The sequence below is a fragment of the Catellatospora sp. NPDC049609 genome (assembly GCF_040675365.1).
In the GTDB taxonomy this organism is placed as follows: Bacteria; Actinomycetota; Actinomycetes; order Mycobacteriales; family Micromonosporaceae; genus Catellatospora.
Genome location: NZ_JBFAOU010000163.1, coordinates 1 through 18,523, shown reverse-complemented (window position 1 = coordinate 18,523; position 18,523 = coordinate 1). Strand labels below are relative to the sequence as shown.

20 protein-coding genes are annotated in these 18,523 nt (G+C 73.8%); 15 read left to right on the top strand and 5 right to left on the bottom strand.

Going from position 1 to position 18,523, the window contains the following annotated elements; genetic code table 11:
- Nucleotides 1-144: 144 nt before the first annotated feature.
- The 6 genes from AB0J67_RS31645 to AB0J67_RS31620 all read left to right on the top strand — a co-directional run bounded on the left by AB0J67_RS31645 (nucleotide 145) and on the right by AB0J67_RS31620 (nucleotide 6,477).
- Nucleotides 145-1,728, top strand: a complete 1,584-nt coding sequence (locus AB0J67_RS31645; RefSeq protein ID WP_363487725.1) for an HAD-IIIA family hydrolase — start codon at nucleotides 145-147, stop codon at nucleotides 1,726-1,728.
- Nucleotides 1,725-2,708, top strand: coding sequence for a glycosyltransferase (locus tag AB0J67_RS31640; RefSeq protein WP_363487723.1), 984 nt, complete (start codon nucleotides 1,725-1,727; stop codon nucleotides 2,706-2,708). Before AB0J67_RS31645 ends, AB0J67_RS31640 begins: the two co-directional genes overlap by 4 nt.
- Nucleotides 2,678-3,322: an SIS domain-containing protein gene (locus AB0J67_RS31635; protein WP_363487721.1), complete on the top strand. Its 645-nt coding sequence runs from the start codon at nucleotides 2,678-2,680 to the stop codon at nucleotides 3,320-3,322. Before AB0J67_RS31640 ends, AB0J67_RS31635 begins: the two co-directional genes overlap by 31 nt.
- Nucleotides 3,319-4,776 (top strand): PfkB family carbohydrate kinase, encoded by a 1,458-nt coding sequence (locus tag AB0J67_RS31630; RefSeq protein ID WP_363487719.1) that lies wholly within the window; start codon nucleotides 3,319-3,321, stop codon nucleotides 4,774-4,776. The genes AB0J67_RS31635 and AB0J67_RS31630 overlap by 4 nt, the downstream gene beginning before the upstream one ends.
- Nucleotides 4,773-5,456 (top strand): SDR family oxidoreductase, encoded by a 684-nt coding sequence (locus AB0J67_RS31625; protein WP_363487717.1) that lies wholly within the window; start codon nucleotides 4,773-4,775, stop codon nucleotides 5,454-5,456. Before AB0J67_RS31630 ends, AB0J67_RS31625 begins: the two co-directional genes overlap by 4 nt.
- 79 nt (nucleotides 5,457-5,535) lie before the next feature.
- Nucleotides 5,536-6,477, top strand: a complete 942-nt coding sequence (locus tag AB0J67_RS31620; protein ID WP_363487715.1) for a glycosyltransferase family 9 protein — start codon at nucleotides 5,536-5,538, stop codon at nucleotides 6,475-6,477.
- A gap of 210 nt (nucleotides 6,478-6,687) precedes the next feature.
- On the opposite strand, the gene AB0J67_RS31615 is transcribed toward AB0J67_RS31620, so the two are convergent.
- Nucleotides 6,688-7,929 (bottom strand): glycosyltransferase, encoded by a 1,242-nt coding sequence (locus AB0J67_RS31615; RefSeq protein ID WP_363487713.1) that lies wholly within the window; start codon nucleotides 7,927-7,929, stop codon nucleotides 6,688-6,690.
- Nucleotides 7,930-8,065: 136 nt separating this feature from the next.
- Between AB0J67_RS31615 and AB0J67_RS31610 the strand changes: the two genes are divergently transcribed.
- From AB0J67_RS31610 to AB0J67_RS31600, 3 genes are all read left to right on the top strand, one after another.
- Entirely contained in the window at nucleotides 8,066-8,797 is a 732-nt protein-coding gene (locus tag AB0J67_RS31610) for a hypothetical protein (protein ID WP_363487711.1), read from the top strand.
- Nucleotides 8,797-9,129: a transcriptional regulator gene (locus AB0J67_RS31605; RefSeq protein ID WP_363487709.1), complete on the top strand. Its 333-nt coding sequence runs from the start codon at nucleotides 8,797-8,799 to the stop codon at nucleotides 9,127-9,129. The genes AB0J67_RS31610 and AB0J67_RS31605 overlap by 1 nt, the downstream gene beginning before the upstream one ends.
- 245 nt (nucleotides 9,130-9,374) lie before the next feature.
- A complete protein-coding gene (locus AB0J67_RS31600; RefSeq protein WP_363487707.1) occupies nucleotides 9,375-10,304 on the top strand; it encodes a hypothetical protein in 930 nt (309 codons plus the stop codon).
- Nucleotides 10,305-10,376: 72 nt separating this feature from the next.
- Here the strand turns inward: AB0J67_RS31600 and AB0J67_RS31595 are convergent, their stop codons facing one another.
- The 4 genes from AB0J67_RS31595 to AB0J67_RS31580 form a co-directional block, all read right to left on the bottom strand.
- The gene (locus AB0J67_RS31595) at nucleotides 10,377-11,324 is read right to left on the bottom strand and encodes an anti-sigma factor RsbA family regulatory protein (protein WP_363487705.1); all 948 of its coding nucleotides are present in this window, start codon (nucleotides 11,322-11,324) and stop codon (nucleotides 10,377-10,379) included.
- Nucleotides 11,324-12,205 carry an MEDS domain-containing protein gene (locus AB0J67_RS31590; protein WP_363487703.1) on the bottom strand — a complete coding sequence of 294 codons (882 nt, stop codon included), beginning with the start codon at nucleotides 12,203-12,205 and terminating at the stop codon, nucleotides 11,324-11,326. Before AB0J67_RS31590 ends, AB0J67_RS31595 begins: the two co-directional genes overlap by 1 nt.
- A 191-nt stretch (nucleotides 12,206-12,396) precedes the next feature.
- On the bottom strand, nucleotides 12,397-12,771 hold the full coding sequence (locus AB0J67_RS31585) for a hypothetical protein (RefSeq protein ID WP_363487701.1): 375 nt from the start codon (nucleotides 12,769-12,771) through the stop codon (nucleotides 12,397-12,399).
- 29 nt (nucleotides 12,772-12,800) lie between these two features.
- Nucleotides 12,801-13,067, bottom strand: a complete 267-nt coding sequence (locus tag AB0J67_RS31580; protein ID WP_363487699.1) for a DUF4235 domain-containing protein — start codon at nucleotides 13,065-13,067, stop codon at nucleotides 12,801-12,803.
- A 371-nt stretch (nucleotides 13,068-13,438) separates the two neighbouring features.
- Between AB0J67_RS31580 and AB0J67_RS31575 the strand changes: the two genes are divergently transcribed.
- The 6 genes from AB0J67_RS31575 (at nucleotide 13,439) to AB0J67_RS31550 (ending at nucleotide 18,449) form a co-directional block, all read left to right on the top strand.
- A complete protein-coding gene (locus tag AB0J67_RS31575) occupies nucleotides 13,439-14,665 on the top strand; it encodes a cation:proton antiporter (protein ID WP_363487697.1) in 1,227 nt (408 codons plus the stop codon).
- Nucleotides 14,666-15,026: 361 nt separating this feature from the next.
- The gene (locus AB0J67_RS31570) at nucleotides 15,027-15,485 is read left to right on the top strand and encodes a cupin domain-containing protein (protein WP_363487695.1); all 459 of its coding nucleotides are present in this window, start codon (nucleotides 15,027-15,029) and stop codon (nucleotides 15,483-15,485) included.
- A gap of 41 nt (nucleotides 15,486-15,526) precedes the next feature.
- Nucleotides 15,527-15,883 (top strand): RidA family protein, encoded by a 357-nt coding sequence (locus AB0J67_RS31565; protein WP_363487693.1) that lies wholly within the window; start codon nucleotides 15,527-15,529, stop codon nucleotides 15,881-15,883.
- Nucleotides 15,884-16,133: 250 nt separating this feature from the next.
- Entirely contained in the window at nucleotides 16,134-16,751 is a 618-nt protein-coding gene (locus AB0J67_RS31560) for a DedA family protein (protein ID WP_363487691.1), read from the top strand.
- A gap of 136 nt (nucleotides 16,752-16,887) precedes the next feature.
- Nucleotides 16,888-17,541 (top strand): MFS transporter, encoded by a 654-nt coding sequence (locus AB0J67_RS31555; RefSeq protein ID WP_363487689.1) that lies wholly within the window; start codon nucleotides 16,888-16,890, stop codon nucleotides 17,539-17,541.
- A 254-nt stretch (nucleotides 17,542-17,795) separates the two neighbouring features.
- Nucleotides 17,796-18,449: a hypothetical protein gene (locus AB0J67_RS31550; protein WP_363487687.1), complete on the top strand. Its 654-nt coding sequence runs from the start codon at nucleotides 17,796-17,798 to the stop codon at nucleotides 18,447-18,449.
- Nucleotides 18,450-18,523 lie beyond the last annotated feature (74 nt).

Here is an 18,523-nt window from a genome sequence, read left to right as displayed (position 1 = left end):
AGTCGTCCTCGACGGCCGCGTCCGCCGCACCGGTCGCGGCCCCGGGCGACCAGAGCGGCAGCCCGGCCGGAGCAGGACCGGTTAGTCCGTTTTATCGGTACGCGTCAGACGTTTCGGGCCAACCGGAGCGGGTACGGCCGACCGGTGAGCAATCCCAGGCCCGTCACCAGCGCAAACAGGCTCTTCGACGCCGTGCTCTGCGACCGGGACGACACCCTGATCGCCGACGTGCCGCGCATCGCCGACCCCGACCGGGTGGTGCCGATGCCCGGCGCGCGCGAGGCGCTGGACCGGCTGCGCGACGCCGGGCTGCGGATCGGCGTGGTCTCCAACCAGTCCGCCATCGGCCTCGGCCACACCACCCCGGCGCAGGCACGGGCCGTCAACGCCCGCGTCGAGCAGCTGCTCGGCCCCTTCGACACCTGGCAGCTGTGCCCGCACACCCCCGACGACGGCTGCGGCTGCCGCAAACCCGCCCCGGGCCTCGTCCGGCGGGCCGCCCGCGAACTGGGCGTCGCGCCCCACCGCTGCGTCGTCGTCGGCGACATCGGCACCGACCTGCGGGCCGCCGCCGCGGCCGGTGCCACCGGGCTGCTCGTGCCCACCGCGCGGACGGTCGCCACGGAGATCCGCGCCGCCTCGTACACCGCCGCCGACCTGCCCGCGGCGGCGGACTGGATCCTCGGCCGCCAGGATGTGCTGCGGCCCGGGCCGACGGTCGACGGTGCACCCCGCCACGTGCTCGCGGTGCGCGCCGACTCGGCCGGCGACGTGCTGCTGACCGGGCCCGCACTGCGCGCCGTCGCCGCCCGCGCCGCCTCGCTCACCCTGCTCACCGGACCGCTCGGCAGCGCCGCGGCGGCGCTGCTGCCCGGCGTGACACGGCGGCTCGAATGGCGCACCCCCTGGATCGAGCACGACCCGCCCCCGGTCGACCCGTCCGCAGTGGAACGTCTCGTCCGGACGGTGCGCGACCTCGGCGTGGACGAGGCGATCGTGTTCACCTCGTTCCACCAGTCCCCCCTGCCGACGGCCCTGCTGCTGCGGCTGGCCGGGGTCGGCCGGATCAGCGCGATCAGCGACGACTACCCCGGCGCCCTGCTGGACGTACGCCACCACGTGCCCGACGACCTGCCGGAGGCCCAGCGCGCCCGGTCCCTGGCCGCCGCCGCCGGCTACCCGGCCCCGGACGGCGACGACGGGAGGCTGCGCACCGTGCTCCCCGCTGCCGAGCGGCGTGGCGAGCGCGTCGTCGTGCACCCCGGCGCCAGCGCGGCCGCGCGCGGCATACCCCGCAAGCGGGCGGTGGAGATCGTGCGGGCGCTCGCAGTCGCCGGCCACGACGTCGTGGTCACCGGCGGCCCCGCCGAGACGGAGCTGACCGCGGAGGTCGCCGGTGACGTCGCCACCGACCTGGGCGGGCAGACCGACTTGGCCGCGCTCGGCCGGCTGCTGGCCGGCTCCGGGTGCCTGGTCGTCGGCAACACCGGCCCGGCCCACCTCGCCGCCGCCGTGGGCACGCCCGTGGTCAGCCTGTACGCCCCTACGGTGCCGTTCGCCCGCTGGGGCCCGTACGCCGTCGGGCACGTGCGGCTGGGCGACCCCGACGCGCCCTGCCGCGACAGCCGGGCCTTCACCTGCACCCTGCCCGGCCACCCGTGCCTGGCCGAGGTCGGCCCGGACGAGGTGCTCGCCGCCGTCGGCCTGCTCACCCGGGACCCGTCATGAGGATCCTGCTCTGGCACGTGCACGCCGCCTGGACCACCGCGTTCCTGCAGGGGCCGCACACCTACCTCGTGCCGGCGACCGGCGACCGCGGTCCCTACGGCCGCGGCCGGGCCCGCACCTACGACTGGCCGCCGTCCTGTGTGGAGGTCGCCCCGGACGCGCTGGCCGAGGCCGAGGTGGACCTGGTCGTGCTGCAGCGGCCCGAGGAGTGGCAGCTGGCCGCGCGCTGGCTGCGCCGCACACCCGGCCGCGACGTGCCGGTCGTCTACGTGGAGCACAACACGCCGCGCGGGGACGTGCCCGACAGCCGCCACCCGATGGCCGACCGCGACGACCTGACCCTCGTGCACGTCAGCCACTTCAACGAGCTGTTCTGGAACGCGGGCGGCACCCGCACCGCCGTCATCGAGCACGGCATCTGCCCGCCCGCCGCCGCGTACACCGGCGAGCTCGACCGCGTGGGCGTGGCGATCAACGAACCGCTGCGGCGCGGGCGGGTCACCGGAACCGACCTGCTGCCGCGCTTCTGCGAGGTCGCCGGGGTGGACGTCTTCGGCATCGGCGCCGAGGCGCTGCGCGGCCACCTGCCGGCCACGGCCGGGCTCTACGACGACCCGCCGCAGGCCGAGCTGCACCGCCAGCTGGCCCGCCGCCGCGTCTACCTGCACCCGATGCGGTGGACGTCGCTGGGCCTGAGCCTGCTGGAGGCCATGATGATCGGCATCCCGGTGGTCGCGCTCGCCACCACCGAGGCCGTCGAGGCCGTGCCGGCACAGGCCGGCGTGCTGTCCACCCGGGTCGACACCCTGGTCGAGGCCGTGCGCTGGCTCATGCGGGAACCCCGGACCGCCGCCGAGGTCGGGATGCGGGGCCAGGCAGCGGTCCGGGCCCGATACGGGCTCGACCGGTTCCTAGCCGCCTGGGAGCGGCTGTTCAAGGAGGTGACGCCATGCATGTCGCATCCGTCGACGGCACGGTGATCCGCAGTCATCTGCGCCGGCTGCGGCAGACCGCCGAAGCCTTCGAACCGGAGGCGGGCAAGCTGGCCCGCTGGGGGCTGCTGCTGGCCCGCACCCTGGTGGGCGGCGGGCGGCTGCTGGTCGCCGGCAACGGCGGCAGCGCCGCGCAGGCCCAGCACCTGGCCGCCGAGTTCGTCGGCAAGCTGCGCGCCGACCGGGTCCCGCTGTCGGCGATCGCGCTGACCGCCGACACCTGCGGGATGACCGCGATCGCCAACGACTACGGCTACGGCCACGTCTTCGCCCGCCAGGTCCGCGCGCACGGCACACCCGGCGACGTGCTGCTGCTGATCTCCACCAGCGGGCGCAGCCCGAACCTGCTCGAAGCCGCCGACACCGGCCGTGCCATCGGCATGCGCACCTGGGCGTTCACCGGAGACCTGCCCAACCCGCTCGCCCAGCGCTGCACCGAAACGGTCGCCGTCCCCAGCGGCGACACCCAGATCGTGCAGGAGCTGCAGCTGGCCGCGGCCCACCTGCTGTGCGAGTACGTCGACGCGACGCTGGCCCGCGCCCACGAGGCCCCGCCCACCCCGCAGGTCGAGCTGCGGCTGGTCACCGGAGCCCCGCGATGAGCGCGCCCACCCTGCTGGTCGTCGGCGACTCGCTGCTCGACCTCGACGTCGCGGGCAACGTGGACCGGGTGTGCCCCGACGCCCCCGTGCCCGTGTTCGAGGAGGGCGACGCCACGCCCCGCCCGGGCGGCGCCGCGCTGGCGGCGACCCTGCTCGCGCTGAGCGGACATCACGTGTGGCTGCTCACCGCGATCGGCGACGACGACGCCGGGCGCCGGCTGCACGGCCTGCTCGACGAGCACGGCGTGGGCGTCATCTCCCTGCCCTACGCCGGCCCCACGCCGGAGAAGATCCGGCTGCTGAGCGGGCGCCAGGTGGTGCTGCGGCTGGACCGTTCCTCGGTGTCCGGGCCCGTCGGCGAGCCCGACGCGGCGGCGCTGGTGGCGCTGAGCCAGGCCGGCGGCATCCTGGTCGCCGATTACGGCCGGGGCGTCACCGCGGGCAACCAGCTGCGCCGCGTGCTGGCCACGGTCGCCGCGAGCCGCCCCGTCGTCTGGGATCCGCACCCGCGCGGCCCCGGGCCGGTCCGCGGCATGCGGCTGCTGACGCCCAACGAGCGGGAGCTGCCCGCCGACCGGCAGCCCGTCGCGCACGCCGACCAGCTCGGGGCGGTCGCCAGGCGGGCGGCGCGGGCGCGGCTCGTGTGGTGCGCCGGCGCGGTGGCGGTGACGCTCGGCGAGCGGGGCGCCCTGGTCGCCGACGGCAGCCCGGTCCCGCTGGTCGTCGCGCCGCCGCTGGTCGCCGACGGCGACACCTGCGGCGCCGGGGACCGGTTCGCCGGCACCGCCACGGCGGCGCTGGCCGAAGGCGCCCTGGTGTCCGAGGCCGTGCAGGCCGCCGTGGGGGCGGCGGCGCAGTTCGTGTCCGCGGGCGGCGCCCAGCACTACCGTCAGCGTCCCGCCGGCCCGCCCACCCCGGCCGGGTTCGGCATGGACGCCGCCCGCGCCGTCGTCGAACGGGTGCGCGCCTCGGGCGGCCGGGTGGTCGCGACCGGCGGCTGCTTCGACCTGCTGCACGCCGGGCACGTGGCCACCCTGCGGGCGGCCCGGGAGCTGGGCGACTGCCTGGTGGTCTGCCTGAACTCCGACCGCAGCGTACGCGGGCTCAAGGGCGACAGCCGCCCGCTGGTCGGCCAGGACGACCGGGCGCAGACGCTGGCCGCGCTCAGCTGCGTCGACGCGGTGGTGGTGTTCGACGAGCCGACCCCGATCCCGCTGCTGGAACAGCTGCGCCCGGACGTGTGGGTCAAGGGCGGCGACTACAACCTGCAGGACCCGGCAGCCCAGCGCCCGTCGGTCGGCGTGATGCCGGAGGCCGAGCGGATCAGGGACTGGGGCGGGCAGTGCGTGCTCGTGCCCTACCTGGCCGGGCACTCCACCACCGCACTCATCCACAGCGCCCGGCAGACCGCGCACGTCGCCCCGGGCGAGGCCGGACGAAGGAGCACACCATGAACACCAACCCGGGCCGGGTCCTGGTCAGCGGCGGCGCGAGCGGTCTGGGGGCCGCGGTGGTCCGCGCGATCGCCGATGCGGGCGGCAAGCCGTACACGCTGGACCGGCAGCCCGCCGAGGGCGACGGCGTCGTCGCCGACGTCGCCGACACCGCCGCGGTCACCGCCGCCGTCACCGAGCTGGCGCAGCAGACCGGCGGCTTCGACGCCGTGGTCACCGCCGCCGGCTGGGACCGGCCGGGCCGGCTCGCCGACGTGCCCGCCGACGACTGGGAGCAGGTGATAAAGATCGACCTGCTGGGCACCGCCGCGGTCATCCGGGCGGCCCTGCCCCACCTGCCGATCAGCGGCGGGCACGTCGTCACCGTCGCCTCGACGCTGGGCCTGCGGGCGCTGTCCGACGCGACCGCGTACTGCGCGGCGAAGTTCGGGGTGGTCGGCTTCACCCGGGCGCTCACCGTGGAGCTGGCCGGGCAGGTGGACGTGACCCTGCTGATCCCGGGCGGGATGCGCACGGCGTTCTTCGACGGACGGACCGAGCAGTACCGGCCCGGTGCCGACGCCGCCCTCAACGATCCCGCGTACGTGGCGAACGCGGTCCTGTTCGCGCTGAGCCAGCCGCCCGGCTGCACGGTGCGGGAGCTGATCCTCTGCCCGGACCGGGAGCCTTCGTACCCGTGACCGGAGGCCGCCGGGCAGCCGCGTCCACGCGGGCGCGCCGTCGCCCGGCGGCGCCGTGTCCGGCGGTGGGAGATCAGAGATGACCGCCGACACCCGCGACGTGCTGGTGCTGCGGGCACTGGGCATCGGCGACCTGGCCACCGGCGTGCCGGCGTTGCGCGCAGTGCGCGCGGCGCACCCCGCCGCGACGATCACGCTGGCCGCACCGGCGTGGCTGGCCGGCCTGGTGGACCTGGTGGGCGCCGTCGACGGCCTCGACCCGGTCGGCGGGCTCGACGGCCGCCCACCCGACCGGTCGGCCTACCAGCTGCTCGTCAACCTGCACGGGCGGGGGCCGCAGTCGCACCGGCTGCTGGCCCCGCTGGGCGGCCGGCTGTGGGCGTTCCGCAACGAAGCAGCGGGCTGGTCCCACGGGCCGGTGTGGCGGGCCGACGAGCACGAGGTCGCCCGCTGGTGCCGGCTGGTGGCCTGGTACGGCGCACCCGCCGACCCGGCCGACCTCGCGCTGTCCCGCCCACCGCCGGTCGCCGCCGGGGCCACGCTGGTGCATCCGGGCGCGAAGTCGCCGGCCCGGCGGTGGCCGCCCGAGCGGTTCGCCGCCGTGGCCCGCACCCTGCACACGACCGGCCACCACGTGCTGATCACGGGCTCGCCGGACGACGCGGGCCTGGCCGCGCAGGTCGCCGACCTGGCCGGGCTGCCGCCGTCCCGCGCCGTGGCGGGCGGCACCGACGTCGCCGGGCTGGCCGCGCTGGTCGCCCACGCCCGGCTGGTGGTGTGCGGCGACACCGGCGTCGGGCACCTGGCCACGGCCTACGGCACCCCGTCGGTGGTCCTCTTCGGCCGCCTGGGGCCGCACCTGTGGGGGCCACCACCGGACCGCCCGCAACATCAGGCGCTGTGGCGGCCCGAGTTCGCGGGCGGCCCTGGCGAGCCCGGTACGCCTTATGCGGAACTGCTCAGCCTGCAGCCCGGCGATGTCCTCGACGCTGCCGCACAGGCGCTCGCGGCCACCCCCTGACGGCTCGGCTTTCCGCCCGCGGGGCGACAACTTCTGTGATGTCTCGACATCCCAGAAGTTGTCGCCCCGCATGGCTCCTCGCGTCCGCCACCTCGCCATCGGATGCGGCGCGGACCGTGAACCGACACGCCAACGTGCAGGGCCTGACGCGAACGGGACGTCCCGACGCAGCCGTGGGCGGCGCACGTGCCGTCGTGCGCCCCTGGGCGGTCAGAGGTACCGGGTGGAAGCCGGCACGGCGTGGACGCGGTTGGTGGCGATGGCGCGGCGGTAGACCTGGGCCACCCGCTCGGCGACGCGCGGCCACGTGTACCCGGCGCGGGCGATGGCACCGGCGGCCTGGCCGTACCGCAGCCGGCGCAACGGGTCGTCGAGCAGGCCGCGCAGGCACGCGGCCAGCCCATCGACGTCGTGGGGCGCCACGAGGTCGCCGGTGAGCCCGGCCCGGACGGAGTCGGACAGGCCGCCGACGGCGTACGCGACGACCGGCACCTGGCACGCCATCGCCTCCAGCGGCGTGATGCCGAACGGCTCGTAGTCAGGCGTGCACGCCAGCACGTCCGCGGAGCGGTACAGGTCGGGCATCCGGGACTGCGGCACGCCGCCGAGCAGGCGCACCCGGTCGCCGAGACCGAGCCGGCGCACCAGCTCGCGCAGCCGCCGTGCCTCGGCGTCCTCGGCGAGCCGGTCGGCCGGCGGACCACCGGCGATGACCAGCTCGGCGCCGGGCACCCGGGCCATGGCCGCGATGAGGTCGGCGAAGCCCTTACGCGGCACCAGCCGGCCGACGCTCAGCACCCGCCGGGGCGAGCGGTGCGGCGGCCCACCGCCGGGGGCCGGGGTGAACACGCCGGTGTCGACGCCGGACGGCACCGTGTCGATCTTGTCCTTGGGGAACCCGTACCCCAGCAGCTCCGCGATCTCGTCGGAGCACTGCGCGATGATCCTGGTGGCGGCGTGGCCCACCGCGCGCTCCAGCTCGACGCGCCGCGGCGGGCTGGTGTCCCCCGCCCCCTGCATGCGCCGCTTGACCGCGCCGAGGGCGTGGTAGGTGACGACGTACGGCCGGTCGTGACGGCGGGCCGCGTCCATGGCGGCCAGGCCGCTCATCCAGAAGTGGGCGTGCACGACGTCCGGGTCGAACCCGGAGCGCTGCCAGGAGCGCACCAGCCAGTCCGCGAACGCGCCCATGTAGGGCAGCAGGTCGTCCTTGGGGATCTCCTCGGGCGGGCCTACCGGCACGTGCTCCACGGTGTACCCGTCGGGCACGGTCACCACGGGTTCGGCGTCGGGCCGGTCCCGCCGGGTGTAGACCCGGACCTGATGACCCTGGCGGGACAGGGCCGCCGCCAGCTGGGCGACGTGCACGTTCTGTCCACCCGCGTCGACTCCGCCCAGCGCGGCCAGTGGGCTGGCGTGTTCGGAGATCAGCGCAGCGTGCACTTTGCTCATCGCGTACACCCCCTCGAGGACAGGCCCGAGAAGTACCCACACCTTTACCCACCAAACGGCTGGAACCGCCCCGGCCAGTCCTCGCATTCGGGTTCACTCTCTTGCGCGGACGGGTCTGTAATGCAAAGCTAACTGCATGCCACACGAATCCGTGTCCCAGGCGGACAACCCGCACGAGCTGCTGGCAACCGTGCGTGAGCTGACGCGCCAGGTCCGGGTCGCCCAGCGCGGCACCTGGTTCCCGCTGCTGGTCTTCGCGACGATCACCCTGGTCGCGATCCCGGTCTACCGGTACGCCCCCTACCTCGACCTGTTCGGCACCTGCCGATCCCGGCCGGGGCACACCGTCTGCGCGGCGCCCAACCCGGCCGAGCTCGGCTACTGGACCGTCGCGTTGCTGCTCGCCTACGTGGCCATCGCGGCCTTCTACGTCAGGCAGTCCCGCCGTCGCGGCCTGGGCACCCCCATCCGGCCGTACGTCGTCGTCGGCGTCGCCCTGGCGGTCCTGATGACCGCCGTGTCGGTCTGGCTGGCGTTGCACCCGCTGGTGCCCGTCCCCGCCGACCCCTTCTCCACCGACCCGGCCGAGATCGAGGTCGGGGCGGCCGGGTGGCTGGTCAACGGGCTGGCCAGCCCCATCGCGGTGATCGGGCTGGCGCTGCTGGTGCTCGCCTGGGTCGAACGCCACTGGGCGCTGCTGGCGTACGACCTCGCCTTCCTGGCGCTCGTCGTGATCATGGGAAGCCAGGTCATCCATTCGGCCTCGCCGTGGTTCTTCCTGCCGCACCTGCTCGTCCCGGCGGCGGTGCTGCTGCTGGGTGCTGCCGTCTTCGCCGTGTTCCGGCCGCAACCCGGGGTCCGGGCGTGATGACCGACCACCCCACCAACGGCCTCGACGACGTGGTCCACCAGCGAGTGCGGTTGGGCATCCTGGCCATCGCCCACCAGGCCCGCCAGGTGGAGTTCGGCTTCCTGCGCGCCACGCTGCAGCTGACCGCCGGCAACCTCGGGCAGCACCTGACGGTCCTGGAGAAGGCGGAACTCATCCAGATCGAGAAGGGCTACGAGGACAAGCGCCCACGCACCTGGGTCACGCTCACCGCCGCCGGGCAGGCCGCGCTGCGCGACGAGATCACCCACCTCAAGCAGCTCATCCAGCAGGTCGAACAGGCCGACACGGCCGCGACCGCCGACCGGTGACAGGCGGGCGACATACGCGGGGGCTGGATCCGGTGACACCGCATCCAGCCCCCGCGGCTCGCTGAGGTTCGTGCCGGTGGCCGCGCCCGGGATTCTCGTCGCGTGGACGTCTGGCGCGCAGCGCCTTCAACCCACCAGGCCATCCGGCTACGGTGCAGGTTTACCGCCGAAGCACAACCCAGGGTGGATGTCGCGAATGCGCGGCCATGGTGTCGTGACGTGTCCGATCGGCACGAAGGGACGCCATGAGGCACACCACAGCAATCACGACAGCACTGGCCGCCACCGCAGCCGCGATCATCGTCGCGGTCGCCGCGCCGTCCGCGGCCGACGCCGCGCCCAGCTGCACGACCACCACCGGCGGGTCGGTCTTCTACCCTGGCCCCGCCGCCTCGAAGATGTACAACGACCGGTTCAGCCAGGGCTTCGATCTCCGGCTGCTCAGCACGCACGTCCCGCAGGGCATCACGTACCTCGGTGACACGTCGGTCCACCTCACCAGCCACTGGAACCGCACCGACGGCGGCAACGCGCGGATCAACGCGCAGGCCTGGGACGGTGTGGACGCGGGCGAGTTCGACATCTACGCCACCCACGCCGGCGGCATCGCGGTTGCGAGCGGATACCTCTTCGTAGCGGGCGGCGGCGACAAGATCCGCCACTACAGCCTCAACAACGTCAAGAACGCGCTGGCCACCTCCGGAGTCCCCTACCTCGCGCAGTCCGGCGAGCAGGACACCAACGGCAACTCCTTCCTGACCGCCGGTCCCGGCGGCACGGTCTGGGCGGGCAACTTCGACGACACCACGCAGAAGTCCATGTGGGAGTACGGGGTGAACGCCGACGGCACGCTCTGGCAGAAGAGCGGCCCCTACGCCGTCCCACCCAAGACGCAGGGCGTGATCGTCACCGACAGCCACTTCATCTTCAGCACGTCGTACGGCCGGACCAATCTGAGCAACATCTACGTCGTCAAGCGCGGATACGGCAACACCTGGGCGAACGCGACCGGCAAGTGTTTCTCCGCGCCGAGCATGACCCAGGGCATGTCCCGGGTCGGCACGGTCGTCTACGTGAACTACGAGTCGGGCTCGGCCGAGTACACCGGTGCCCGCAACGTCATCAAGCACGTCCACAAGGCATCGCTGCAGAGCCTGCTCGACCTGGTGCCGTAACCCCTGCGCCGTCACGGACGGAGGCACGCCCCGAACCGGCCGATCCGGTTCGGGGCTTGGCCTGCCTTCGGCTCAGAAGGCCATCCTGAACCGCACCCGCGTGGTCGCGCCGTCGCGCGCGATGCTGAACTCCTCGCACAGCTGGCTGCTGATCCACAGACCCCAGCCGCCGGCCGTGCCCTGCGGCGGCGCCTGGTATCCGGCCAGGAGGTCGCCGATACCGCCGCCCTCGTCGGTCACCTCCCCGATGACCGAGTCCGCGGCCAACCACAGCCGCAACCGGCGTGCCCCGGCCCCGTGCCGGATGCTGTTGGCGGTGAGCTCGCTGCACACCAGCTGCAGATCCTCGATCCGGCGGAGTCCGACGCCGTGCGCGGCCGCGGCGGCCGCCACGCCATGGCGGGCGACGCCGATGCTCGCGACGTCGCGCAGGTCGATGCTGACCGCCGGCGGCCCGTCGACGGCCGGCGCCGGTTCGACGAGCTCGGCCAGCAGCTGCCGCGGCGCGACGTAGGCGTCGCTGGGGCGCCGGACCGGGTCGAACACCGCCTGGTGCGTCCGCCTGGCGTCGGCGAGCACCGCCGGGGTGTGCGCCGCCGTGTCGTACGGGCAGACGATCCAGGCCGGTTCCCCGGCGAACAGCTCGTTGAGCGCCGCCTCGTACCGCGTCCAGCTCTGGTGCCGGCCCGGGACGCCGAACGCGACCTCGCCGATGACGCGCACATGCCGGTGGCCGCTGCCGCGCGCTTCGCCGAGCAGCCGCTGCCATCCCGCGATCGTGGCGGCCGGCCGCCGATAACACTCGTCACGGTCGATGTACGTCACCCGCCGGCCCGCGCCGCCCAGGGCGGTGCGCAGCAGCGCGGTGTGGGGTGCGGGGACCGCGACGATGACGGCGTCGCCGTCGGCCAGGCCCTCCTCGACGAAGGGCGCCAGGGCGCCGACGAACTCGCGCTCGCCGGTATAGAACACGGCATCATGGGTGAGCTGCCGCGGTGCGGGCAGTGCGGACCGGTGCATCAGTTCGCCACCGCCGAGTGCGGGATCCCCGGGGCGACCATGTCCAGCAACCGTCGCAGCGCCGGGGAGCAGCCGGTCAGCACCGCCTCCCGCGAACCGCCGCGCACCGCGTCGGCCAGCGCCAGCGCACCCGCGGCGTCGACGAACGTCAGCGCCGAAACGTCGATGACCAGTCGCCGGCCCTTGTCGGCGGGCAGGCGGCGGTCCAGGCCCGCCAGGAGCGTGCGCAGGGCGTCCCGGTTGGACAGGTCGGACTCCCCCGCCAGCCGCACGCCGAGCGGATCGTCGGTGTAGCGCATCCGCAGCAGCGGGCTCCATTCGTCGGCCCCCCGGTCGAGGAGGGTGCCGGGGTGGGCCGAACCCACGGTGGCCAGCTCCGCCGAGGTGTAGAGCCGCCGGTCGTACAGGCATACGGCCATCGCTTCGGCGTGGGCGAACACCTGGTTGACCTGCCCCTCGTACTCGACCAGGCGTTCGGATCCGGGGATGCGGGCCGCACCGGGGCCGGCCGCCCAGGCCATGTCGCCGACCACTCTGAGCCCGGTCCAGCCTGCGTCACGGGCCCGCTGTGCCTCCAGCGGCCACGCGTCGATCGTCGACGCGACGTCGAACTCCCCGGTGCGCAGGTAGGTCTCGGTCGAGCTGCGCACCACGAGCTGCCCGGACGCCACTGCGTCGCCGGTCGGCACCCCGTGCGACTCGAACGCGGCCAGCAGCGCTTCGGCCGGCCAGGCGTGACCGTAGTAGAGGATCCTGTGGCGGGCTCGCAGGCCCGCCATGACGTACCTGCTCATCGACCGCAGGAACCGCTGGTCGTCATCGAAGCTCCAGCAGACGTGATCGCCCAGCTCCAGTCGGTCGATCGCCTCCTGCTCAGCCATGGCTGCGACACCCCTCCCGCAGCGCACCCGTATCCGGCACGCCGCCACCACATACCCGCCCCAGGTTACGCGTACCGGCCGTGTGGCCGGAGATCCACATATCCCAGGCGTACCCGGCGATCCCGGCGATGGACCGGGCAGCGCCGTCGGTCAATGCAGGCATCGGTCCACCCGTCCATGACAAGCTCAGCTCACCGGGAGGGGCTGGGCTCATAGACCGGCAGCCGCATGCCCGGCGTCAGATCGAGCGCGGTGATCAGCTGGCTGCTGTGGCGCCCCGGGTGACCGTCGGGCAGCAGGCACGCGTCCGCGGTGCTGCAGTCCTCGCAGCAGTACGGCAGCTGGATCAGCGTGGGCTCGCCGGCCGTGCCCGACCAGGCCAACCACCACGCCGTCTCCTCGGCCTCGCCCATGCTCTGCAGGAAACCGACGTGTCCCTCGCGATGATCTTCCTGAAGGTCGCACGCGACCCACCGGGGCAGCTGATACTGCCCGTCCGGAACGGCGGCCAGGAACTCGTAGACACCGTCGGGCACCGTGATCATGCTGTGACAGCGCAGATTCATCCTCTTCCACCTTCACGCGGGGGCCGGGGTCAGTCGGGCCAGCGACCGGTCAGCGACTTCACGGCGTGTGCCCCGCCGCGGTCGACAGCGGCCTTGACCAGTCCGAAGACGGCACCCTGCACCGCCGCAGCGAGCAGGATCTCGGTCCAGCCCTTGGTCGGGTCGGTGGCGTGCGGCGCCTCCCGCGAACCCGAGGCCAGCCGCCACAACTGCTTGAACGCCGCACCCGCGACCAGCCCGGCCAGGGCGCCGCCGGCCAGGCCGATCGGCTTGTAGATCACCGTCTGTCGGTTCATGACGGACCCATACCCGCTCGCTGCCGGTTCAGTCACCCGGTGTACCCGAAGGCCGACCGCTCCCGCGCCCGGCGTACCCGGAAGGCGGACCGGTCCCGGCGAGGATCTCCCCCTTTCGCTGCGGACCGGCACCCGCGAGATGCCTGGTCGGGGCGCACCGCCGCGGACGCGCGACCGCCGTGGATCCGGCCGGCGGGGCAGGCCCGATGCGATAGGTTGGACCGCGTAGATCAACCCGTGGTCCCGGTGCTCGGCGCCGGCCCACCGGACTTCCGACACGAACGCGACGGCGGCCGATCCGGTCGGCGAACCAGCAGGGCGCGAGCCCTCCCGCAGTGTCCGGTGCAGGATCGATGCAGGGCGGGGAGGCGATGTCTTCCGAACTGTCACTGACGTCCGCCGCCGTCGTCGCCGTCGTCGCCCTGCTCGCCCCGCTGGTGGTGCGCCTGACCCGGCTGCGCGTGCCGGCGGTCGTGCTGGAGATCCTGCTGGGCATCGTGATCGGCCCGCAGGTGCTCGGCTGGGCCCACGTCGACACACCCGTCCGCGTGCTGTCGGTCGTCGGGCTGGGCTTCCTGCTGCTGCTGGCCGGTCTGGAGATCGACTTCGACGGGCTGCGGGGCCGTACGCTGCGCCTGACCTCGGCGGCGTTCGTGCTGTCGTTCGCCCTGGCGGTCGCCACGGGACTCGTCCTGGACGCCCTCGGGCTGGTGCGCTCGCCCTTGCTGATCGCGGTGATCCTGTCGGCGACGAGTCTCGGCGTCATCCTGCCCGTGCTGAAGGACTCCGGGCAGCTCGGCACCTCGTTCGGCCAGGTCGTGGTCGCCGGCGCGTCCATCGCCGAGGTCGTCCCGATCGTGCTGCTGTCCCTGATCTTCTCCGAGGACGCGCCCGGCCTGGTGGCCCAGCTGACGCTGCTGGCGGCGTTCCTCGCCTTCATCGTCGCCGTCGGCCTGCTCATCCTCGGGGCCGAGCGCTCCTCGCGGATCTCCCAGGCGCTGCTGGCGCTGCAGGACACCACCGCGCAGATCCGGGTCCGGGGCGCGATGGCGCTGCTCATGATGTTCGTCGCGCTGGCCACGACGTTCGGCCTCGAGGCGATCCTCGGCGCGTTCCTGGCCGGAGCGACGTTGAAGCTGCTCGACCGCGACCGCGCGATGACGCACACCATGTTCCATATGAAGCTGCAGGCCATCGGTTTCGGCGCGTTCGTGCCGTTCTTCTACGTCTCGACAGGTATGGCGCTCGACGTCCGCAGCCTCGGCGACCCCTCGACCTGGGCCAGGGTCCCCCTCTTCCTGGCGGCGTTGCTGCTCGCCCGCGCCGTCCCCGCGGTGATGTACCGGCCGCTCGCGCAGCGGCCCGGCCAGGTGGTCGCCGCGGGCCTGCTGCAGGCGACCTCGCTGGGCATCCCCGTGGTCGCCGGTGCCGTCGGCGTCGAGCTCGGAGTCATCCGGCCGGAGAACTATGTGGCGCTGGTCGCCGCCGGCCTGCTGTCGGTGGCGCTGTTCCCGCTGCTGGCGCTCCCCCGCCTGACCGGCCCGACCCCGAGCACAGGTCCCGATGCGCAGCGCGGACCCCGACCGATCGGACCCTGACCGGGTGGGCGTGGGCACGGCACCCGCTCGCGTGCTCGGCTGGTGCCCAGGCGCTCGCCCTCAGCCGGAGCCGCGGCCGAGGGCGCTGCGGAACGGCTCTACGAGGATCCGTTGGTAGAATGCACCAGGTAGAGCTGCCACATTCGCTCTGGCGATACGGACACGTCGTGGAGATGGCGCTCGACGCTCCTATCTGACGGATCTCGGTGCGATCCGGCATTCATGGTCCCGCCGCGGATACCGCGCGACGAGCCGGTGCGGAGCGCCTTCGCCTGGCAGACGGCTGCAGAAAGCCACGAACTCACGCCGCCGTCCTGCGCCCTTCCGTCCGGGTCGCCGCAGGCTGAAGAGGAGACCGGCCATGACCGTGATGCGTGTGTCCGGTGTGCTGGCGGCCGGGCTGGCGACCGCGGCCCTCGCCTGGGCCGCACCGACGACGGAGCGTCCGGCCGAACACGTGCCGCCCGCCGTCGCGACTGCGCGCCAGGTGCCGGAGGAGACGGTGCGGCTTCTGCTGCAACAGCCGCTGCCGAACGTCGAGGGCAAGACGTTCAGCTCGGCGATCGTGGACTTCCCGCCGTCGGCCCGCGCGGTCCCGCACCGGCACGGCGAGGCGTTCGTCTACGCCTACGTGCTCGACGGCACCATGCGCAGCCAGCTCGAAGGCGAGCCGGTGCGCACGTACCGCGAGGGCGAGAACTGGGTCGAGTCCCCGGGCGCCCACCACGTGCTCACGGAGAACACCAGCAGCACCGAACCCGCGAAACTGCTGGTGATCTTCGTTTCCAACACCGGAGACGAGCTCAAGCTCGCCGACTGACCGTCCCGTCGCAGCAGCGCAGACCGGCAGGAGGACACGCGATGGAGCCGATCCGCCCCGAGTACATCAAGGGCCTCACGTTCGTCAATCCCGAAGGCCTCTACGATCCCGCGCCGAACGCGTACTCGCACCTGGCGGTGTTTCCGGCAGGCTGGAGGATGATCCTCCCCGCCGGGCAGGGCGGCGAGACCGAGGACGGGGCGCTGTCGGACGACTTCGCCACCCAGCTCCGGCAGGCCCTGCGCAACACCGAGACCGTGCTGGCCGCCGCGGGCGCCAAGATGTCCGATGTGGCGAAGTTCAACCTTCTCGTCGTCGACCACGCAAGGAGAAGTTCGAAGTCATCAGGGACGAGTTCGCGCGGGTATGGGGCGACCGGAAGCCGCCGTGGACGCTGATCCCGGTGCCGGCCCTGGCGCTCGACGGCATGCTCGTCGAGATCGACGTCACCGCCGTCGTCCCGCATTGAGCCGGCCCACCGCTCAGCAGCGGCATCAGGCCGGACCGGCGTAGCCGAGCCCGGCTCCGCATCCTGGCAGACCCGATCCGGCCGCGGGCGATCACACGGCCCGGGCGATCCCGCGTCCACCGGCGACAGACCCCCCGCGGGCGGGAATAACCAGGTGGGCGTCCGGGTATCCTGCCGTGATGGAGGACTGGATCACCTCGGTCATGGAACGCTTCGGCGTCGTCGGCGTCGGCGTCCTGATCGCCCTGGAGACGGTGCTGCCGCCGATCCCCTCGGAGGTGATCCTGCCGCTGGCCGGCTTCCAGGCGCACTCCGGCCGGATGAACCCCTTCGCCGTCTGGGCCGCCGCGACCCTCGGCTCGCTCGCGGGGGCCCTCGCGCTGTACGCCCTCGGGGCCAGGCTCGGCTACCGCCGCCTGCACCAGCTCGCCCGGCAGCGCTGGTTCATCATCGCCAGCCCGGCCGACGTGGAGCGCGGGCAGGACCTCTTCCACCGCCACGGAGCCTGGATCGTCGCCGTCGCCCGCTGCGTGCCGGTGCTGCGCAGCCTCGTCTCGCTGCCCGCCGGCGTGGTACGCATGCCGCTGCTGAAGTTCAGCCTGCTGACGCTGCTCGGCGCCGGGGTGTGGAACGCGGCCTTCGTCGCGGCGGGCTGGCATCTGTCGGAACGCTGGGATGTGGTCCAGCGCTACGGCAGACCCGTCAGCATCGCCGCGATCATCCTGCTCGCGCTCGGCCTCGGCTGGCTGATCTGGCGCCGGGCCACCCAGTCCGATCCGGTCACCGCAGACGACTGACCGGCACCGCGGGTGCCCCCGCCTGCGCCGCAACGCCTTCCTCACGCCGGTCGGGGCGGCCGCGGCGCGATGTGCGGACCCCCGCCCGGCGGCGGTGAGGCAGGAATGCGTGGCAATTCGCCCGTATGCTCACCGGGTGACCGCACCCCTCCCCGGCACCGCCGACCAGGCTCCCCCGCAAGCCCTCCACCCGGACGTCCGCATCTGGCTGCTCATCGGGCCGGCACTCGCCGCGTCGCTGGGCGCCTTCCTGCTCACCGTCACCATCGGGACGGAATGGACCGCGATCCAGGGCGACCTGCAGCTGACGGCCTCATCGACCATATGGGTCTTCGCGGCATACCTGCTGCCCGCGATCCTGGCGGCAGGCGTCGGCGCCCTCCTCGGACGCGGCTGGCCCACCGTCGTAGGGCTGTCCGCGACCGTGCTGCTCGTCCTCGGAGCGCTGCTGACCGCACTGGCCCCGGGGAGCGGACCACTGCTGCTCGGCCGCGCGCTGACCGGATTCGGCGCCGGCCTGGCCTGGGGTGTCACCGCCGTGCTGGTCAGGCAGCTCAGCGTACGCCGCACCTGGGTGACGCCACTCGTCGCCGGCCTGGTGGTGCTCGCCCTGATCCTGGGACCCGTCCTGGCGACGCTACTGGCGCAGGCGGTCGGTTGGCGGTGGCCCTTCATGCTGGCCTTGCCGCTGGGCGCGGTGGCGTTTCTCGTCACCGCGGTGGGCGGGCTCGTCGCGCTCACCCGACGCGCTGCGCAACCCGTTCCGACGCCGGCCCCGCCTGCCGCGTGAGCAGGACGCACGGCCACGTCGTCAACGGAAGCCGCTTGCCGCCCCGCACCCACCGGTCCCGGGCAGGCGTGGCAGCGCCGAGGTGACGAGCCGTCGTCGGGATCGGCCGATCGACCGCGCCGCCTCACCGGCACGGATCCGATGCCCGCAACATGTGCTGTCGCCTTGCGTACGCAGGGCTGTCGTCTGCTGGACCCCGGTGCCGCGTACGGACGGCGGATGCGCGGCCGGTCCGGATCGGGCAGCGTGAGCGCATGACGAACGGGCGGACACGGATTGCTGCGGCGGCCATGCTCGGCGCGGCCGCCGTGATCGGTGCCGCGGTCACCCTCGCCAACCACGTCTTCCTCACCGAGTACGGTCCCACCACCGGGTCCCTGCTGGACGGGGCGCTCGCCGGGCTCGCGGGCGGGGCGGTCGCGCTGCTGTTCGCGGTCGCGCTGGCGGTGGCCGCGCTGTTCGTCCACCGCGGCTCGGCGTGGACCAGGGCCGCGGCCGCCGCCGTGATCGTGCTGAGCCTCGCCGGCGCCGCGCTGGCCGGGGCCCAGGCCGCGGCGGCCCGGTACGACAGCCTGCCGCGGGTGCCCGACTGCGGTGCGGAGCGGGTCGCGGGTGACGGGCCGCCCCGGTTCCAGGACGCCTTCGACACGATCGCGCACCCTGGACGCTTCGGCGCGGTCAACAGCAGCACGGAAGGGTGCCGCGGACTGTTGCCGGACGTCGGTTTCGGCAACGCCGCCGCGCATTACCGCACGACGCTGCGGGATGCCGGCTGGGAGATCACCAAGGACGACGCCACCAGGTTGACGGCCCGGTCCGGCGAGCTCGAGTTCGAGCTTGCCGGGTGCGAACCGATCACCGTGACCATCGGGCTCGCCGGCGGGGAAGGGCTCGGTAGTCCCTGCTGACTGCGGCTCGGGCGGCCGCGGCCAGTGGGACGCGGTGGTGTGCCCCCCCCCCCCCCGGGGGCCCCCCCCCCCCC